The sequence below is a fragment of the Streptomyces sp. NPDC087845 genome (genome assembly GCF_044742755.1).
Taxonomy (GTDB): Bacteria; Actinomycetota; Actinomycetes; order Streptomycetales; family Streptomycetaceae; genus Streptomyces.
On record NZ_JBIUVC010000024.1, the window covers coordinates 50,618 to 69,226 of the forward strand.

Below are 18,609 nucleotides of genomic sequence, written 5' to 3' on the forward strand. Positions count from 1 at the left end.
GCCGAGCAGGACCGTTCCGCACGCCTCCGCCCCTCACCCATTTCCGCAGGGAGAGTTCCGCATGCGTATGCCCATCGACTCCGCAGCCTCCTCCACGGCCCTTTCCGCCGTTTCCTCCCCGGTCGGCCGGCGTTCCGTTCTCGCCGCCGCTGCCGGCACCGCACTCGCGCTCGGCACCGGCGCCGCCACGGCCCGGGCCGCGACGGCCGATGCCTCCTCCCGTCGGCGGGGAGCCCGCCCGGTCCGGCTGACCGTGACCGCCCGGCCCGCCGCCGAGGCCGAACGGCTGCGGCTCGGACAAGCCCTGCGCGGCTCGGAGTTCCAGCCCACCGGCCTGTATGTCCCGGCGGGAACCCCCCTCTCCCTCACCGTCCAGCCGCACGACGGCCTGCTGCCCACCCTCTGGATCGGAGCCTGGGACTACTACGGCGAGATCACCGAGCCCCGCAGCTATCCGCTGACCGCGGGTGCGAACACCGTGACGGACCCGCACGGCGGCCCCGTCTACCTCACGCTGACGGGCCGCGGCGAGCGGGCCGGTGTACTGGTCCGCTCCGGCGCCGTCCCCATGCCGGTCTTCGCGCTGGGGCATACCACGGAGGCCGACTACCAGCGGCAGCTGGACGCGCTCACCGCATCGCCGTACGTCGAACTCCACGCGCCGCACACGATCATGACCCTCACCCGCGAGGGCGCGCTGCTCTACCGCGGCGAGGACCATGCCGCCCTGCTCGGACTGGTCGAGACGATCATCGACTCGCACGCCCGGATCAGCGGTCTCGACGGCTCGAAGCCGGTGCACCGCCGCAAGGCGGGGCCGTACCACTTCACCGAGGTCAGCAAGGTCCCGAGCGGTGTCGGCGCCTACGCCACGCACGGCTACAACGGCTTCCCGCGCGCCTACCTCGACCGGGCCACGACGGTGGAGGGGCTGCGCACCCGAGGCTGGGGGCTCTACCACGAACTCGGCCATCTGCATCAGCAGTTCGCCTACAAGCCGGGCGGCCTGACCGAGGTCACGGTCAACATCTACTCGCTGGCCGCGCAGCGCACGCTGAAGCAGCCGTCCAACCTCCTCACCGTCGACCCGGCCACGGGGCTCACCTCCTTCCGTTCGGCGCAGCAGAAGTTCGGCACGGCCGGGCTGACGTACGAGAAGTCGTTCGGCGCGTACGAGAAGCTCGTCCCGCTCCGCCAGCTGGAGCTGGCGTTCGGCGACGACTTCTGGCCCCGGCTGCACAAGCTGGTCCGCGAGGAGAACCCGCAGTCCGAGTACACGGAGAACGACAAGCGCTACCGGGCCCTTGCCACCTACTCCAGCCGGGTCGCGGGCTACGACCTCACGGACTTCTTCGTGAACACCTGGGCGTTCCCGATCGATGCCACGGGCCGGGCCGAGCTGGCGGCGCTGAACCTGCCGACGCCCCCGGTCGACCCGTCCGCCCTGACCGACTGACCGCGGCGGCAAGGAGCCACTGTGAACCTCAGCAGAAGAACCCTTCTCGCGGCGAGCGGCGCCACGGCCGTCACGGCCGCGACGACACTCATGACGTCCGCCGGCGCCGCGCAGGCGCGGCCCGCCACGGCCGCGTCCGCCGAAGCCACGTCGACCGCCGGTTTCGACACCCTCCTCCAGCGTGCGGAAACGCTGCTCACCGGCGGGGAGTTCGACCGGGGCGACACCGACTTCACCGCCGCGGTCGCGACGCTGGACACCACGGCCGCGGGGCTCTGGGACACGCTCGACCGCGGCCCCGGACGGACCGCGCTCTGGGCGGACCTCGCCCCGCTCACCGACCCGGGAAACTTCGGCCAGAGCTACACCCGGCTGCGTACCCTCGCGACCGCCTGGGCCACCGAGGGCACCTCCCTCGCCGGGAGCACGGAGGTGGCCGATGCCCTGGTCGCCGCGCTGCGCTTCACGTACGACACCGCGTACAACCCGGCCGAGCGCGAGACCGGCAACTGGTGGTTCTGGGAGATCGGCGCCCCGCGCGCCCTGATGGACTGCTCCGTGATCCTGCGCGACCGGCTTCCCTCGGCGGATCTGGCGGACTATCTGTCGGTCGTCGACCGGTTCTGCCCGGACGCGGACCGCCGCACCAACTCCCCCGCGCTCGCCGAGACCGGCGCGAACCGCACGGACAAGGCCGTCATCGTGGCGCTGCGCGGGCTGCTCGGGCGCGACGCCGCCAAGCTCGTCTCCGCCCGTGACGCGCTCTCCGACGTACGCGACTCCGGCCGCAACAGCCTGTTCCGCTACACGGCTTCGGGTGACGGCTTCTACGAGGACGGTTCGTTCGTCCAGCACGACGACGTCGCCTACACCGGTTCGTACGGCATCGTGCTGCTCAACGGCACGGCCTGGCTGCTGGCGCTGCTGGCGGGCTCCGAGTGGGCGGTCGCCGACCCGAAGGTGTCGGTGATGTACGAGGCCGTCGAGCGGACCTTCGCCCCGGTGGTCTTCGACGGCCTGATGATGGACTCGGTCCGCGGCCGGGCGGTCTCCCGGGAACGCGCCGGTGACCACCGCGACGGCGCGACGGCCCTCGCGGCGATCCTGCTCCTCGCCTCCGGTGCACCCGCCGAGTACGCGAACCGCTGGCGGGCGCTGGTCAAGGGCTGGCTGACCCGCAACCGCGCCACCCCCTTCGCGGCTCTCGCGACCCTCCCCCAACTCGCCCTGGCCAAGGCCGTCCTGAACGACCGCACGGTGGCGGCCCAGGCGCGTACGACCGGCACCTTCGTCTTCGCCGACATGGACCGTGTCGTACATCGCCGCCCCGGCTGGGCCTGCGCGCTGTCGCTGTCGTCGAAGCGGATCTCGGCGTACGAGGCGGGCAACGGCGAGAACCTGCACGGCTGGTACACCGGCGACGGTATGACCTATCTGTACGACGGCGACGACCTGCGGCAGTTCAACGACGGCTTCTGGCCGACCGTCGATCCGTACCGGCTCCCCGGCACCACGGTCGACACCCGTCGGCGGACCGATCTCGGCACGGGCGCCGGTACGTCCACCTACCGTCCGGCGAACGCCGTCGCCGGCGGGGCCGTGCTGGACGGCCGGTACGGGGCCGCCGCGATGGAGGTGATCGGCGCCCCGGGCAGCACCCTGCGGACCAGGAAGTCCTGGTTCCTGCTGGACAACGCGGTGATCGCGCTCGGCGCGGGCATCACCGCGAGCGACGGCCGACCGGTGGAGACGATCGTCGAGAACCGCAATCTCGGCACGGACGGCCGGCACCGGTTGCTGGTCGACGGCGTCCGGCAGCCCGTCGAGCAGGGCTGGACCCGGAACTTCGGCCGAGCGCGTTGGGCACATGTCGACGGCGTGGGCGGCTATGTCTTCCCCGACGGGACCGCCCTGCACGCCCTGCGTGAGCAGCGCACCGGGACCTGGCGGGCCATCGACACCGGGGCGGACACGGGCGGCAGCACCGATCCCGTCGACCGCCGCTATCTCACGCTCTGGGTCGACCACGGCACCTCCCCCACCGATGCCCAGTACGCCTATGTGCTGCTGCCCGGCGCATCGGCTGCGGCCACCTCGGTCTGGTCGCACTCCCGGCCGGTCCGGATCGTCGCCAACGACGCCACCGCGCAGGCCGTGGAGGTGCGCCGGGCGGGACTGACCGCGGTGACCTTCTGGGGTGCCGGAAGCGCGGCCGGGATCACCTCCTCCGGAGCGGCGTCGGTGCTCGTGCGGCGCCGGGGCGCGCACGTCTCCGTTGCGGTCGCCGACCCGGGCCGGTCGCTCACCACGCTCTCGGTCGAGCTGCCGTTCCGCGTACGGTCGGTGGTGGACGCCGACGACACGGTGAGCCTCGCCCCGGGCCGCAGGCCCGTACTCACCGTCGCCGTAGGCGGCTCGCGCGGCCACACCCACCGAGCCGAACTCGTCCAGTAGCCCACCCCTTCCCACCCCTCCGAGGAGCAGCACCACCATGTCCGTCGCACCGCATCTGCAACTGCCGCCGCCCGACCGGATCCTGTCGTCCCGTACCGGCTGGACCCGGGCCCACTGGGAGGCGACGGCCGACCGGATGCTGGACGCACTGGTGCCGCACGCGACCCCCGGCTTCGCGCAGTACCGGCTGCCCGGCCGCAACAGCTGGTCGGGGGTCGTCTCGGACGGTCTCGAAGGTTTCGCCCGGTCGTTCCTGCTCGCCGCCTGCCGTATCGCGGGCGCGGGCGGGGCGGTCGACCCCGCGTTGATCGAGCGGTACGCGGCGGGCCTGGCGGCGGGCACCGACCCCCGGAGCGGGGAGGCGTGGCCGCGGCTGACGGACTGTTCGCAGCAGATGGTGGAGGCGGCGTCGGTCGCGGTCGCGCTGCACGAGACGCGGCCGTGGATCTGGGACCGGCTGGACGCCCGGGTGCAGGAACGGGTCGTCGACTGGTTCTCCGGGTTCGTCGGCGGACGCACCTGGGACAACAACTGGCGGCTCTTCCAGGTGGTGTCGGAGCAGTTCCTCGCCTCGGTCGGCGCCCCCTACAGCCGCGAGGACATCGAGACCAATCTGGACAGGATCGAGGACTGGTACGTCGGTGACGGCTGGTACACCGACGGGGACGGCCGGAACTTCGACTACTACATCGGCTGGGCCATGCATCTGTACCCGCTGCTGTGGTCGCGGATCGCGGGCCCCGACGACGGGGGCAGGTCGGAGGTCTACCGGCAGCGGCTCCGCCGGTTCCTGGCGGACTACCCCCACTTCTTCGGCTCCGACGGGGCGCCGGTCCATCAGGGCCGCTCGCTGACGTACCGGTTCGCCGCGCTCGCACCGGTGTGGATGGGGGCACTGGCCGACTGCTCCCCGCTCGCGCCGGGGGTCACCCGCCGGCTCGCCTCGGGCACGATGCGGCACTTCGCGGAGCGCGGCGTGCCGGACGAGCGGGGGCTGCTGACACTCGGCTGGTACGACACGTTCCTGCCGAGCACCCAGCCGTACTCGGGTCCCGCCTCCCCGTACTGGGCGAGCAAGGGCTTCCTCGGGCTGCTGCTCCCGGCCGACCATCCGGTGTGGACGGAGCGCGAACTGCCGCTGCCCGTCGAGGAGTCCGACCAGTACACCGCGCTGCCCGCCCCCGGCTGGCTGCTGCACGGCACCCGTGACGACGGCATCGTGCGGCTGATCAATCACGGCAGCGACCACAATCCGCCGTACGCCGAGGCGGCCGACCCGTCCGAGGGCACGGCGGACCCGCACTACGGAAAGTTCGCCTATTCGACGGCGACGGCTCCCGAGGCCGCCCCGCACGCCGTGGCACGCTCCGTCGACGGTCATCTGGCACTCGTCGCCCCGGACGGAACCCCGTCGCAGCGCAACCGGATCCATCCGCTGCGCTGCGAGGACCGCGTCGCCGCCTCCTGGTACGCGGCCCGGCTGCCGGGTGACGATCACCCGTACCGGATCGAGACGACGAGTGTGCTGCACGGCCCGTGGGAGATCCGGGTGCATCGGGTCGAGGCGCCCGAGGGTGCGGTGGTGCGGGAGGGCGGTCACGCGGTCGCTCATGCGGAGAGCCCGTTCGCCCTCTCGGGTCCCGACTGGGCGCTCGCCCGTACGGCCGACGGCCTGAGCAGCACCCTGGTCGCGCTGTACGGCTGGGACGGTGGTGCCGAAGGGGCCGCTGTGGCGCGTGATGTGCAGTCCAACGCGTACGGACCGCGTTCCGCGATCCCGTATCTGCGCAGCCGACCGCACCCGGGCGGGCGGAGCACCCACGTCTCGCTGGTCGCCCTCTCCCGGGACACCGTGCATCCGGAGGCGCTGCGCGACTCGGTGCGGGTGCGGGCGGGTGCGGATTCGGTGGTGCTGACGTTCCTGGACGGTACGACGGTCGAGGTCTGATCGCGATCAGATGCCGAAGCCGTTTCCCTCCCGCCGGTCGATGTGCCCGACCAGCTCCCGCGCCAGGGACTTGATCATGTCGAGCCCTGCCCTGCCCCACGGGCGGGGCACGGTGTCGACCGCGCAGACGGCACCCAGGGCGATACCCGTGCGGTCGATGAGGGGCGCACCGAGGTAGGAGCGGATGCCTATCTCGTCGACCACCGGATTCCCGGCGAACCGCGGGTAGTCGCAGACGTCCTCCAGGACGAGCGCCTTGCGCCGTACGACGACGTGCGGGCAGTAGCCGCGGTCGAGGGCCACATAGCGGCCGCGGCGGCCACTGCCCGCTGCCGCGGCGCCCAGGTGGGAGCCCCTGTGCGTGCCGGCCGGAGTGTGCAGTCCGGCGAAGAACTGCCGGTTCCCGTCGATGAAGTTGACCATCGAGAAGGGCACGTCGGTCACTTCGGCCACCCGGTCGGCGAAGGCGTCGAAGTTGTCGAACGAGGCGTCGACGCGTTCCCCCAGGCCCAGGGTCCGCAGTCGCTGGGTACGGACGAGGGCGTCGCGGTCGACAGGCGTGAGCAGCAGCCGGCCGACGGCGTGCCGGTTCACGGGTGGGCTCCGAAGCCGGACAACGGCGCCGGGGCGGCGCTGGCGTTGATCAGGTGCTGGACCAGCGTGACCAGTGCCCCGGTACCGGAGCTGGCGATCCGGGCGTCGCAGAGCACGACCGGCACGTCCGGTCCCAGGTCGAGTGCGGATCTCACCTCCTCGGGGGCGTAGCGGTAGGCACCGTCGAACTCGTTCACCGCAATGATGAATCCGATACCGCGCCGTTCGAAGAAGTCGACGGCGGCGAAGCACTCCGCCAGTCTGCGGGTGTCCGCGATCACGACCGCGCCCAGCGCGCCCTGGGAGAGCTCGTCCCACATGAACCAGAAGCGTTCCTGGCCGGGCGTGCCGAACAGGTAGAGCACATGCTGCTCGTCGAGCGTGATCCGGCCGAAGTCCATCGCCACGGTGGTGGAGGCCTTGGACTCGATGCCGTCGAGGCTGTCGGTCGCGGCGCTCACCTGGGTCAGCAGCTCTTCCGTGCTCAGCGGCGCGATTTCGCTGACCGCGCCGACGAAGGTCGTCTTGCCGACGCCGAACCCGCCTGCCACCAGCACCTTGAGCGCGACGGGAAACCCTTCGGAGTCGTCGGGTCCGGCGGGCTCATGGCCACCGGTGTCAAGAGAACCGCCGGGGCCAAGGGAACCGCCGGAGCGCCAGGAGTCGTCGGTGCCGTAGGCACCACCGGAGCCCCAGGAACCCTCGAAGCCGCCATGGCCTTCCGGGTGGCCGTGGTCTCCGTAGCCTTCGTGGCTTCCTCGGTCCCCATGGCTTCCTCGGTCCACATGGCTTCCGAGACTTCCGAAGCCTTCGGGGCTTGCGCTGTTCTCGTACGTGGCGGGGCTGCCGAAGCCGTCAGAGCTGTCGTCGTAAGCCATCGAGCACTGCCTCCAGCAGAGATCGGTCGGTGGGCATGTCATGGAAGGCGGGCGCGTGCGCGGTGACCGCTCCGCAGTCCACCAGGTCGGAGACGAGCACCTTGGTGACGACTGCGGGCAGCCGCAGATGGGCGGCGATCTCGGCCACCGAGGTGGGGCCGCCGCACAGCCCCAGCGCGACGGAGTGTTCGGGACCGAGATGGATCTGCGGCTCGGTCCCCGTGGCCAGCACCAGGGAGAGCAGATCGAGCACGGCCGTCGGACGGGTCCGGCCGTTGCTCACGGTGTACGGGCGGATGAGCCGGCCGGCCGCGTCGTCGAGCAGCGGCGCGTCCTGCGGAACCGACACCCTCAAAGCCCCGTGGCGCTCGGGGCCGCGGCCGACTGTCTCGCCGGAGTCATCAGGTAGGGCCGGACGCTCTTGACCAGCATGGTCATCTCGTAGCCCAGCACCGCCGCGTCCGCCTCGCGGCCGGCGAGGACGGCGAGGCAGGTGCCCGAGCCCGCGGTGGAGACGAACAGCAGCGTCGAGTCGAGCTCGACCACGACCTGGCGTACGTCGCCGTTGTCACCGAAGCGCGCGCCGGCGCTGCGGCCGAGCGAGTACAGGCCGGCGGCCAGCGCCGCCATGTGGTCGGCGCTGTCGGCGTCCATGCCGTGGAGGGATTTCACCAGCCCGTCGGCGGAGAGGAGGACTGCGCTGCGTGTGTACGGCACACGCTGGACCAGTCCGCTCAGCAGCCAGTCGAGGTCCGAGACCTGACCGGATGGCATGTCGGTCGCCATGGTGCATCTACTCCTTGAAGGTGTTCACGTCGAGAGGGTCGTTGGCCGGGGCCGCGTCCGGATGCGACGCCGGTGCCGGGTGGTGCCGGGCGACGCTCGCCGTCTGTCCGCGGACCGGCAGCGGTGCGGGCGGCTGCCGGGGCTGCCCGCTCTGCGGGGGCGCCGCTTCCGGGTTCGTGCCGGGGCCGACCGTGTCCGCCTCGGATTCGGTGCGGGCCTCCGCGAGTTCGATGCCTCGCCGGAAGGCCGCCACGAGTCCCGGGTCGTGCAGGGCCTGTTCGTCCTCGGTGCGCGGGGCCGGTGCCTCCCTGAGCTGCGGGACCAGGTGTTCCTGGTGGGCACGCCTGGGGAGTTGGGGCCGGCTCATGGTGCCGCGTACGACGCCGGGCTCGGCGCCGGGCGGGGCGGGGGCGCCGTCCGTGTCCCCGAGCACGGGGCCGGTCCCGGCCGGGGCGGGGCGGTCGAGGCGCTCGGCGCGCAGGGGGAGCGGCGGGGCTTCGCCCTGGCGTCGCGGCTGCTGGGGTGGCTGGTGCAGGCGCAGCGGCTGACTGGGGACGTACGGCTGCCGGTTGGGGCCGGCCTGCGGGACGGTCATCGGGCCGGGGCCCGGACCTGGACCGGGATTCAGGCCCGGGTCCGGCCTGCGGTGCCCGCCGGTGGCGTCCTCGGCCGGTGGACGGTGCACGGGCCCGGGAGGCGGGGCCGGGGCCGCGTCGCCCCCGGCCGGAGCGTCCCCGTCCACCCCCAGCAGGGACTGCGGGAGGACGAGTACGGCCTGCGTGCCTCCGTAGATGTTGCTCTGCAGACGGACCGCGATGCCGTGCCGTCTGGCGAGTGAAGCGACGACGAACAGACCGATCCGGCCGTCCTGCAGGAGGTGGGCCACATTGACCTGATCGGGGTCGGTGAGCAGGGCGTTCATCCGCTTCTGCTCGTTGCCCGGCATGCCGAGGCCCCGGTCCTCCACCTCCAGGGCCAGTCCGGCGGTGACCTGCTGGGCGCGCAGCAGCACCTGGGTGTGCGGGGCCGAGAACACCGTGGCGTTCTCCACCAGTTCGGCCAGCAGATGGATCACATCGGCGACGGCGTGTCCGCGCAGTGTGCCGTCGATCGGCGGTACCAGTTTGACCCGGGGGTAATGCTCGACCTCGGCGATCGCCGAGCGCAGGACCTCGGTCATGGTGACCGGATTGCTCCACTGCCGCCGGGAGACGGCGCCGCCGAGGACGGCGAGGTTCTCCGCGTGCCTGCGGATGCGGGTGGCGAGGTGGTCGACGTGGAAGAGGCCCTTGAGCAGATCGGGGTCCTCGACCTCGTGCTCCAGTTCGTCGAGCAGCTGGATCTCGCGGTGGACGAGCGACTGCAGGCGGCGGGCGAGGTTGACGAAGACCTCGACCTTCTGGTCCTCGCCGGTGTGGTCGGAGAGCCGGGAAGCCTGCACGACCGCGGCCACGGCGACTTCCTGCTGGCGGCCGAGCTCCTGCGCGAGCAGGTCGAAGGCGTCGCTGCCGGGGGCGGCGGGCTGCGCGGGGCGCCGTGCGGGCACGGGTTCGCCGTTGCGGAGCTGCTCCACCACCCGTTGCAGTTCGGCCTGGCCGTGTGCGCTGGCGCGGCGGAGTGCCAGGCAGCGGGCGAAGACGGTGGTGGCGACGCGGTTGGCTGCGAGGTACGCGGCCAGCACGGCGGCCAGGGCCAGCGCGCCGGCCCCGCCCAGCGCGATCCACAGTTCGGTGGACGGCCGGGTTCCGGTGGAGCGGACGGTGAAGATGACCGCTGCGGCTCCGCTCAGCACCGCGACGACGGTCGGCAGCACCGCGGTGCGCAGGAGTTGAGGGCGTATACGCGCCTCGGGGGACGGCTGGGCGGCGCGCGGTCCGGCCGTGGCCGAGTGGGAACGGGCACCCGGTCGGCCGTGCCGTCCGCCCTCTCGGCGTTCCGGTCGCGCTGCGGGTGCGCGAAGTTGAGACATCAGTGTCCTCGGTACGCGGCGCACCGGGAATCGGCGTTCATGCGGTGGCACCTACGGTGGTCGGTCAGGCTCGGTCGGGCGGGCTCGAAGGACATGAGCCCACCGTTGATCGCCGGGCACACACGGTAGTCGTCAATCACGTATGCGCGACGGGCAGTTGTCGAACTTGCCCGCCATCCGTCCCGCTCTGGTATGAGGTCTCGCACGAGAGACCGATTCCCTCCGCATGGACACCTGGTCGGCCGACACTCGAACGGCCTACGGCCGGGAGTCCCCGGGCACATCGAGACGGCGCGGTCCGTCCGGTCGCACCGGACGGACCGCGCCGTCTTGATGTTCCGCTTGTGCGGTGTCCGCGCCGCGCCGGGCCACCCTCTACGGCGTCGGTACCACCTCGGCGTGACCGCTCTCCGCCTCCGCATCCTCGGGGGCAGGGCCCGCACCGCTCACCGGATCGACGGAGAGGTCCGTGATCCGCGCCGCCGCCACGGGCCGGCGCTCGACCGGCTGCGGCGCCACCGGGCGCCACCGGGGTTCGGTGGGGAGGACCTGCGCCGTGGGCTCGAAGGGCTCACCGGGGCGCGGCAGGGCGACCCGGGCGCCCGCGTCCTCCGCCGCGGCGAGGGTGCCCTCGCCCGGCTCGGCCCACGGGTGCGGGGCGAGGTTGAAGGTGGCCCAGTGGATCGGGAGCATCGCACCGAGCGGCTTGCCGCCCTGGAGGTCCAGATGGGCCCGCAGGCCCTCGGCCGGGGCGAGGTTTCTTCTTCCCCATGCTCCCCATGATGGACATCCTCCTGGGGCTGAACCCCTGATCCTGGATGTCCGTCAAAGCGGATCAGGCCCAGATTCTCGCTGCGCGACTGGGCTGCACACACCACCTGACAGTGCCGCCGACTGCGGTCGTCTGTTTCCGTCCGAGCGCCCGTCCGGTGAATCCTCGCTTTGTTCCCGAACGCACTGTCTCGTCGCGCGCTCGCGGTGTTTGCCGACGCCATAGAGCTCCGAGACAGGCTCGGGGATGCGGCGAGCTTGGACGCCCTCTCGAAACTGCGGCCTGAACAACCCGGCGAACCTGTGCAGTCACAGCACTATCCGGCCTGCTTGGAGCAGATCTGGTCGTTGGTGGGCAGCTTGCCGGTGGCCAGGTACCGGTTGACCTTGTTGTCGACGCAGCGGTTCTCGTAGACGCCGTAGATCGCGTGCCGGTTGGCGCCCTTGAGGGTGACCAGCTTGGAGCTCGGCAGCAGGCCGTGCAGGGCAACGGCACCCTTGTGCGGGGTGCGCGGGTCGCCGGTGGCGGACACGATCAGCATTTTGGCGTCGTGCTTCACCTCGGTGGGCTCCTCGCGGGGCCGGTCCCAGAAGGCGCACGGGCTGATGTTGTTGGTCAGCGCGCCGAAGCGCGGGTACGCGGTCCGGCTGCGCTCGATGTCCCGCCAGTAGACCTCGGGGTCGCGCGGGACCGCCCTGTCCCCGCAGATGATCGCGGACTGCACGCTGCCGTGGTGCGACTGTTCGGCGGTCATCGTGAACCGCAGGGCCGCGGCGAACTGCGGCGACAGCCGGGTCGGCTGCCCGGCCGCGGCCTTGTTCAGCACGGACACCTGATCAGCGAGGGATGCCCGGGACGTGTCGGTGTCGCTGTCGCCCCCGACGAGCAGGACCAACGGGACCTGGGTGTCGTCGAGTGGGAAGCTCTCCGGGGCGGTGCCGACGGTCAGCGGGCCGCGCGCGGATGCCTCAATGACGCGGTCGATGGTGGCGAGGACCTGGGCGCGGGTGCGGCCGAGGCCGTAGGTGTCGTTGCGGACGGCAGCCCACGTGGCCCAGTCGGCCAGCACCTGCTCGTTCTCGCCGACGGCGTCCTTGAGCAACCGGGGGCCGTACTGGCGTGGGTCGAGGGCACCGTCCAGGACCACGCGATCGGTGCGGTGGGGGAACATCTGGGTGTATACGGTTCCCAGGTAGGTGCCGTACGAGTAGCCGAAGTAGGAGATCTTCTTCTCGCCGAGCGCGCCGCGGACGACGTCCATGTCGCGGGCCGTGTTGCGGGTGCTGACGTGCGGCAGCACGGAGGCGTTGGTGGCACGGCACTTGGCGGCCAGATCCTTCTGGAGGGCGACCTGGCGCTCGAAGCTCGCCCGGCTGAGACCGGCCGAGAAGAGATTGGTGCCGACGGACCAGCCACAGTCCAGCGGGGTGCTGCGGCCGACGAAGCGCGGGTCGAAGCCGACGATGTCGTAACGCGGGCCGGTCTCCTTCATCCGCGCGTGGAATTCCGGCGGGGACTCAAGGGCGGTGCCACCGGGACCGCCGTTGTTGAGCAGGATCGAGCCGATGCGGTGCCGGGTGTCGGTGGCCTTGAGCCGGGATATCGCGACCGTGATCGTACGGCCCCGGGGGTCGGCGTAGTCGAGCGGCACGGTGACGTCCGCGCACTGCACGTCTGCCTTGTCCAGATCGCGGCCCTCGGTGTCGCCCGGACCCTTGGCACAGCTGCCCCAGCCCAGGCGCTGATCGTAGTAACGGTCGAGCCCGGCTCCGTACTTCGGCGCGGTGGGGACCGCCGTTGCCGTGGCGGTGGGGGTGGCACCGAGGCAGGCGGCGAGGGCGAGGCCCACGGCCGAGGTGCGGCGCATGGCAGGACTGGGGGTGATCACGAAGTCTCCTTGAGATGCTGAGTGCTGGGGGCGGGAGTACGTACGTATGCGCCGCGTTCCCCATGGGTACGGCAACCGCCGCACCGGCCGCCGCGGCGGCCAAAAGTACTGGGGACCGGGGGCCGGTTGACACCTGCCGAAGGGGGATCTCTTCGGCCTGTTCCGTATATGCCTCACACCGTCTGCATCACACGTGCCCTTCCAGTTGGGCTTTCAGAGCAGAAGTTGGTCGAGGACGGCTGAGGCGAGTGCCGCGTCGAGTGCTCCGACGCCGGTGAGGTCGGCGACCGTGATCGCGGTGTCGGGCCGGTCGACGGGTGTTTTGAGCAGCAGGCCGGCCGCGGTGTCGCCGTCCGGGGCGGTGGCACCGGCGCGGACGGCGTGGCCGAAGTCGCCGTGGCCGAGGCACTGGGCGTGGTCGTCGGTGGCGATGAGCTCAGCGCGGTGGAAGAGCGCTGGCGGGAGCTCGTTCTTGTGCGGCATGTCCGTACCGATGCCGGTCACGTGTGCTCCCTCGCGTACCTGGGCGGCATCCAGGACGGGGACTGTCGCCGGAGTCGTGGTGATGACCATGTCGGCGGTGACCGCCTGTTGTGCCGAAGCCGGCCGGGCAGGCAGGCCGCGCGCTCTGAGGTCGTTGCACAGGGCGGCGGCTTTGTGCGGGTTGCGGCCGTGGACGAGCACCGCGCTGACCGGGCGGAGTTCGGCCAGCCAGGTCGCCTGGAGGCGGGCCTGTTCGCCGGTGCCGAAGACGGCCAGGGTGACGGCGCCGGGCCGGGCCATGGCATGGGTGATGAGCGCGCCCGCGGCGGCGGTACGCCAGGCGGTCAGCAGACCGCGGTCGTCCAGGAGCGCGCGTACCTGTCCGGTGCGGGCGCTGACGACGCAGACCAGTCCGTGGTTGGTCGGAAGGCCGAGGGCGGGGTTGCGGTAGAAGCCGGTGGCGATCTTGACGGTGAAGTCGGTGGCGCCGTTGATCCAGCCGGCTTTGACATGGCAGTCCCCGTCGGTTTCGGGGAAGTCCATGTGCAGCGGCGGCGGCACGCTGGTGCGGCCCTCGGCGTGCGCGACCAGCGCGTCGCGGACGGTGTCGAGGACCAGTTGTAAGGTGGCGGTCTTCTTGACGGCGGCCGTGTCGAAGACGGGGAGGGTCATCGGCGCGCTCGCATCCACTCGGCGAAGGCGGTCAGGCCTTCTTCCGGGTTGCGGCGGCCGATGCCGATGCGGAACCGGTCGGCGGGGGTGGCGGTGAGTTCGGAGCGGTAGATGCTCGCGGGCAGCAGCAGGACACCGGCTTCCTCCACCAGGCGGGTGCAGAACTCCGCCACCCCGTCGGCGCCGAGGTAGCGGGGGTAGGCGACGCATCCGCCGTCCGGCGCCTGCCACTCGAAGTCGTCCGCGAACTCGGCGAAGAACGCCTCGAAGGCCGGCAGGTTGGCCGCGATCAGGGCCCAGTTGCGGGCCAGGATCGTCTCGCGGGCCTTCAGTGCGATGCGAGCCAGGACCTCGCTGGGCGCGGAGTTGCAGATGGTGGTGTAGTGCTTGGCCCGCTCCAGACGCGAGCGCAGGGCGCGGTCGCGGCAGGTGATCCAGCCGATGCGCAGCCCGGGCAGCCCCAACGACTTCGAGGTCACGTTCAATGACAGTGCGCGCTCGGACAGGTCTGCGGCCTGCGGCAGGGTGCGGGCGGGGTCGCGTTCGAGTCCGCGGTAGACCTCGTCGCTGAACAGGTGGATGCCGCGCTCGTCGCACAGGCCCGCGAGGGCGGTGAAGTCGGCGGTGTCGATGACCTTGCCGGTGGGGTTGTTGGGGAAGTTCACCGACACGACCCGGGTGTTGGGCCGGATGGCCGCCGCCACCATGTCGAGGTCCAGGGCCCAGTCCCGGTCCGGATCGAGGGCCACGCCGGTGACCTCGCACAGCGCCAGAGGCACGGTCTCGGCGGACTGGTAGTTCGGGGTCACCACCACCGCGTGGTCGCCCGCGTCGAGCAGGACGTTCATCGCCAGGTAGAGGGCTTCCTCTGCACCCGCGAAGCAGATGACGTCGTCCGCGTCGGCGTGCTCGTAGCCCTGGGCGATCACCTCGCGCAGGGCCGGGTCGCCGAAGGTCTCGGTGTAGCCCAGGGACAGGTTCTCGAAGGCCTCGCGATCCTTGTCCTCGGCCAGGGCGAGCAGTTCGCTGAGTGTCATGGTCTGGACGTCGGAGGCGGTCAGGTGGTGGCGGGCGGTGAATTCCCAGCGGGAGAAGTACGTTTCCAGGCGGAAGTCGGGCAGCCGGGTCATGGTTGTCGGTCCTTTGCACTGGGTGCTCTGAGTTCGGCCAGCAGGCCGTAGACGGTGGACCGGGACACCCGCAGAGCCCCGGCGACGGCAGGGGTGGCGCGGCGCACCGCGAACACCCCGGCCTCGTCGAGGCGGCCGAGGACGACCAGGCGGTCCTGGCGGGTCATGCGTTCGACGGGGCGGCCCGTTTCGCGGACGTAGGTGCCGATCACGTGCTGGATGCGCTCGGACCAGTCCTGCTCGAACAGCGGCTCGGGGCTCTGCGCGGTCGGCGCGCCGAAGGCGGACAGGACCGCCGCGGCCTGTTCCAGCGGAGTGCGGTCGAGATTGATGCACAGCACCGCAGACGGCTCATCCCGCGCATCCCTCAGGACCGCGCTGACCGATGACAGACGGCGGCCGTCCGCGAGCAGCTTCTCGTACGGCCCGTACACGTCCCGCGCCGACGGGTCGAGCTCGTCCAGTTCGCCGAGCAGCGAAGGATCCCCCGGGCGGCGGGAGGTCATCGGGTTCCAGATCTCCAGGACTCGGTCGGTCTCAGGATCATGCAGAACGACCTCGGCGTACGGGCCGAGCAACAGCGCGACGGCCCGGCACACCGGCGCCCACATCCGCACACGAGGGTCCCGGCCCTCTTCCACGTTCTCCACATTTGGACAGTACATCCAGGCCGGACAAAAAGTCCACGCCCGTTCACCGGGATCCTCTCGCGGTAATTCCGGCGTCCACTCGACTGAAAGGCGCCACCGAAGAAGCCACGCAGCAAACGACGACGCCTTCGCGGCGGTACACCGGTTCGTCCACGCGGCGGCGGACCTGCGAATGGGCGCGGTCAGCCAGGGTTTGACGCCGGGATCGCCACCGTCGCGCGGGACCCGTGCGGATGCGGTCCACCGCGATCGAGCGGAGCCGGGAGGTGCCGGACCGTGGTCGACGCTCGTGATCGCTTGGGCCGGCGGCGCCGTCAGGAGCTCGTCCCCGCTCCATATTCTGTAGAGCAGAATTTTGTATCCTGTTCTGCGGCACAGCCGACATCCTGTGGCCACGACCACGCCGCGCACTCGCCGAGCCAGGCTCGCAGCTGACCCCGGGTACTGCCGGCACCGTCGGCAGCCTCGCGTTCGCGGGCACGCCGGTCGGTGCTCCGGGCGCAGGCAACCTTTCCGGCCGGCTCGGACGCCGTTGGACCGTGATCGGCTGCGTCACCCGGTTCACCGTCTTTACGGCAGCGTGCGGGTTCGCACCGAACGCGGAAAGCTTCGGTGCGCTGCGCTTCGTTGCTGGTATCGGCCTCGGTGGCCCGGCCTCGTCGGCGAACGCGCTGACCTCGGAGTTCGTCTCCGGCCCGCACCGTTCGGCCGTCGCCACGGTGATGATGTCCGGCGTGCCGCTCGGCGGCTGCCTGGCCGTCGCGGTCCCGGCCATCCCCATGCTCGGCTGGGAGGCGCTCTGCTTCTACGTCGGCACCGGGCTGCTGCCGGCGACGCACACGACAGCCGGTCGCCCCCCCACTCCAGGTCATGAAACAACTCCAACGCCGCAACCAGCGGGCTGAAGCCTGACAACCACCATGCGGTCACCGGAGACCGCCCACCATCCACCCCGGCCCCTGAGCCGCAAGCACCTCATTTTCCACGAGGCCGGGACACTCTCCACGAAAGAGAAGATCACGGGCATCCAGATCCGTGCCGGCGTCGTCGAGGAGGTCGGCGCTCCCTTCGCCTGCACCGACCTCGAGATCGATGCCCCCGGTCCGGGCGAGATCCTCGTACGCATCGTTGCCTCAGGTGTGTGCCACACCGACGCCAGCACCCGCAGCTGCGACATGCCGCTCCCGCTGCCGGGCGTGCTCGGTCACGAGGGCGCCGGCATCGTCGAAGCCGTCGGCCCCGGCGTCACGAGCCCGGCCGTCGGCGACCACGTCGTGCTCGGCTGGCCGTTCTGCGGCGAGTGCAAGCACTGCAGGGAAGGCGAGCCCCGCTACTGCCTGAGCATCGCCCCGGCCCTCGTGGCCGGCGTGCGATTCACTGGTGAAAGCGCAGGCACCTCTGGCTACCGTCGCGCACAGGTTGAAGATCAAGTGAGAAATACGGAAGCCCCACCCCGCCGTTTTGGCCGGAAGGGTGGGGCCTCGGTGTCAGGACTTGACCATCCGCATCCCGACCTGGATGCCGGATGGCTTTCGTGAAGTGGGCAGTGGGATGTAGTGCCGTGCCTCAGCAGCCCTCCCCTGTCGAGGGGGACCGTCGAGCGCCTGGATCACCTGCTTCTGTTCGGCCTCCGCCAACTTCGCGAACGACTGCGTCATTGCGTTCAGGCTTTCACCTCTGCCCCGAGTCATCGCTCACCTGCGAGATCAAGATCGCGATTGTCCTGACCCTGAGCAACGTCCGTTGCCTCGCTGCGGCGCCAGGGGTGTGCAATCGGGGCAGCAACGGACCGCCACCAGGGATCGAGGGGAAGCGTTCCCGCAGGTTCGAAGGGCTCGCCCGGCCGGGGGAATGCGGCTGGCTGCTCGGCTTCCTCGGCGGCGTCCTTGGTCCACTCGCCAGGCTCTGCCCAAGGGTGCAGTGAGAGGTTGAACGTGCCCCAGTGGATGGGCATCATCACGCCGTGCGGCTTGCCCCCTTGCAGGTCAAGGTGCGCCTGGATCCCCTGAGCGGGCGTCATATGTATGTCGGGCCACCCACCGGGGAGTGGGGTGCAGTCCGTGTGGTTCTTGGGCCAGTACTCGGAATAGGCCCCGATCTGGATCATGGTCGCGTCGAACGGGCCGTGTTCGACGCCGATGTCCTTGAAGCCGGGGAAATAGCCGGTGTCGCCGCTGTGGTAGATCCGGTGCTCGGGCCCCGCGACGGCCCAGGACGCCCAGAGCGTGTGCTGCTGGTTGCGCAGACCGCGGCCGCAGAAGTGCCGGGCCGGGGTGGCGGTCAGGCCGATCCCGGCGATCTTCGTGGTCTCGTTCCAGTCCAGTTCCCGCATCCGGTCGTCGGGCACGCCCCATCGCTCCAGGTGGGCGCCGACTCCGAGCGGGACGGCGAACACCGTGTCCCTGCCCGCGAGAGCGCGGATCGTCGGCAGGTCGAGGTGGTCGTAGTGGTCGTGGGAGATCACCACCGCGTCCAGCGGGCCGAGCGCGGCGAGCGGCAACGGCACGGGGTGCAGCCGCTTGGGCCCGGCGAAGGCGAAGGGCGAGCAGCGCTCGCCCCACACCGGGTCGAAGAGCACCCGCCGGCCGTCGATCTCGGCGAGCACACTGGAATGGCCCATCCAGGTGAGCCGCAGCCCGGTGGCGGGCGGCTCGGCGAGGTCGGCGTACGTGGTGGGGTGCACCGGCACGGTGCCGACCGGGGCCCTGCGCGCCCGCTCCTCCTTGCGGAAGTAGACCTTCGCGAACTCCAGGGTGGATCCGGTCGGCCTGGTCCGTGCCCCTACGGGGTTCCGGAAGACGCCGTCGGCGAAGTTGGGTGAGCGGCGGATGCGCTCCATGCGGGCACCGTCCGGATCGGCGCCGAATGCGGCGGGGCGCAGCGATCGCAGCCGGGTGCGGAGCGGAGGCAGGGGGTCAGCGCCGGTCAC

General features: G+C 71.2%; 15 protein-coding genes and 1 pseudogene. 5 read left to right on the top strand and 11 right to left on the bottom strand.

The features are described 5' to 3' along the window. Positions 1-61: 61 nt before the first annotated feature. Genes ACIOMQ_RS37110 through ACIOMQ_RS37120 form a run of 3 tightly spaced genes read left to right on the top strand, consistent with a single transcriptional unit; the run spans position 62 to position 5,858 of the window. On the top strand, positions 62-1,456 hold the full coding sequence (locus ACIOMQ_RS37110) for a M60 family metallopeptidase (RefSeq protein WP_401267643.1): 1,395 nt from the start codon (positions 62-64) through the stop codon (positions 1,454-1,456). Positions 1,457-1,477: 21 nt separating this feature from the next. Beyond that, a complete protein-coding gene (locus ACIOMQ_RS37115; protein ID WP_362211964.1) occupies positions 1,478-3,910 on the top strand; it encodes a polysaccharide lyase 8 family protein in 2,433 nt (810 codons plus the stop codon). A 37-nt stretch (positions 3,911-3,947) separates the two neighbouring features. Further along, positions 3,948-5,858 (top strand): DUF2264 domain-containing protein, encoded by a 1,911-nt coding sequence (locus ACIOMQ_RS37120; protein ID WP_402192114.1) that lies wholly within the window; start codon positions 3,948-3,950, stop codon positions 5,856-5,858. Positions 5,859-5,864: 6 nt separating this feature from the next. On the opposite strand, the gene ACIOMQ_RS37125 is transcribed toward ACIOMQ_RS37120, so the two are convergent. From ACIOMQ_RS37125 to ACIOMQ_RS37170, 10 genes and pseudogenes are all read right to left on the bottom strand, one after another. Continuing rightward, positions 5,865-6,452: a GAF domain-containing protein gene (locus ACIOMQ_RS37125; RefSeq protein WP_362211959.1), complete on the bottom strand. Its 588-nt coding sequence runs from the start codon at positions 6,450-6,452 to the stop codon at positions 5,865-5,867. Then, positions 6,449-7,009 (bottom strand): ATP/GTP-binding protein, encoded by a 561-nt coding sequence (locus tag ACIOMQ_RS37130; protein ID WP_362211996.1) that lies wholly within the window; start codon positions 7,007-7,009, stop codon positions 6,449-6,451. The genes ACIOMQ_RS37125 and ACIOMQ_RS37130 overlap by 4 nt, the downstream gene beginning before the upstream one ends. Before the next feature lie 298 nt (positions 7,010-7,307). Then, positions 7,308-7,679, bottom strand: coding sequence for a DUF742 domain-containing protein (locus ACIOMQ_RS37135; protein ID WP_362211957.1), 372 nt, complete (start codon positions 7,677-7,679; stop codon positions 7,308-7,310). Positions 7,680-7,681: 2 nt separating this feature from the next. Then, entirely contained in the window at positions 7,682-8,116 is a 435-nt protein-coding gene (locus ACIOMQ_RS37140) for a roadblock/LC7 domain-containing protein (protein ID WP_362211954.1), read from the bottom strand. A 7-nt stretch (positions 8,117-8,123) separates the two neighbouring features. Next, complete coding sequence (locus tag ACIOMQ_RS37145) at positions 8,124-10,085, bottom strand: ATP-binding protein (protein WP_402192116.1); 1,962 nt, start codon at positions 10,083-10,085, stop codon at positions 8,124-8,126. A 375-nt stretch (positions 10,086-10,460) separates the two neighbouring features. Next, positions 10,461-10,835 (bottom strand): annotated as a pseudogene (locus ACIOMQ_RS37150) (MBL fold metallo-hydrolase); the annotation flags it as partial. A 338-nt stretch (positions 10,836-11,173) separates the two neighbouring features. Further along, positions 11,174-12,724, bottom strand: a complete 1,551-nt coding sequence (locus ACIOMQ_RS37155; RefSeq protein WP_402192155.1) for an alpha/beta hydrolase — start codon at positions 12,722-12,724, stop codon at positions 11,174-11,176. A 234-nt stretch (positions 12,725-12,958) separates the two neighbouring features. Beyond that, positions 12,959-13,900 carry an ornithine cyclodeaminase family protein gene (locus ACIOMQ_RS37160; RefSeq protein ID WP_401759365.1) on the bottom strand — a complete coding sequence of 314 codons (942 nt, stop codon included), beginning with the start codon at positions 13,898-13,900 and terminating at the stop codon, positions 12,959-12,961. Next, positions 13,897-15,030, bottom strand: a complete 1,134-nt coding sequence (locus tag ACIOMQ_RS37165) for an aminotransferase class I/II-fold pyridoxal phosphate-dependent enzyme (RefSeq protein WP_402192119.1) — start codon at positions 15,028-15,030, stop codon at positions 13,897-13,899. The genes ACIOMQ_RS37160 and ACIOMQ_RS37165 overlap by 4 nt, the downstream gene beginning before the upstream one ends. Next, positions 15,027-15,680, bottom strand: coding sequence for a PAS domain-containing protein (locus ACIOMQ_RS37170; protein WP_362212415.1), 654 nt, complete (start codon positions 15,678-15,680; stop codon positions 15,027-15,029). The genes ACIOMQ_RS37165 and ACIOMQ_RS37170 overlap by 4 nt, the downstream gene beginning before the upstream one ends. Before the next feature lie 431 nt (positions 15,681-16,111). Here ACIOMQ_RS37170 and ACIOMQ_RS37175 point away from each other — a divergent pair, with 431 nt between their 5' ends. Together ACIOMQ_RS37175 and ACIOMQ_RS37180 are read left to right on the top strand one after the other, a co-directional pair. Continuing rightward, a complete protein-coding gene (locus ACIOMQ_RS37175) occupies positions 16,112-16,585 on the top strand; it encodes an MFS transporter (RefSeq protein WP_402192158.1) in 474 nt (157 codons plus the stop codon). Positions 16,586-16,600: 15 nt separating this feature from the next. Beyond that, a complete protein-coding gene (locus ACIOMQ_RS37180; RefSeq protein WP_402192122.1) occupies positions 16,601-17,218 on the top strand; it encodes an alcohol dehydrogenase catalytic domain-containing protein in 618 nt (205 codons plus the stop codon). A gap of 149 nt (positions 17,219-17,367) precedes the next feature. Here ACIOMQ_RS37180 and ACIOMQ_RS37185 read toward each other — a convergent pair whose 3' ends face one another. Beyond that, entirely contained in the window at positions 17,368-18,609 is a 1,242-nt protein-coding gene (locus ACIOMQ_RS37185; protein WP_402192124.1) for an MBL fold metallo-hydrolase, read from the bottom strand.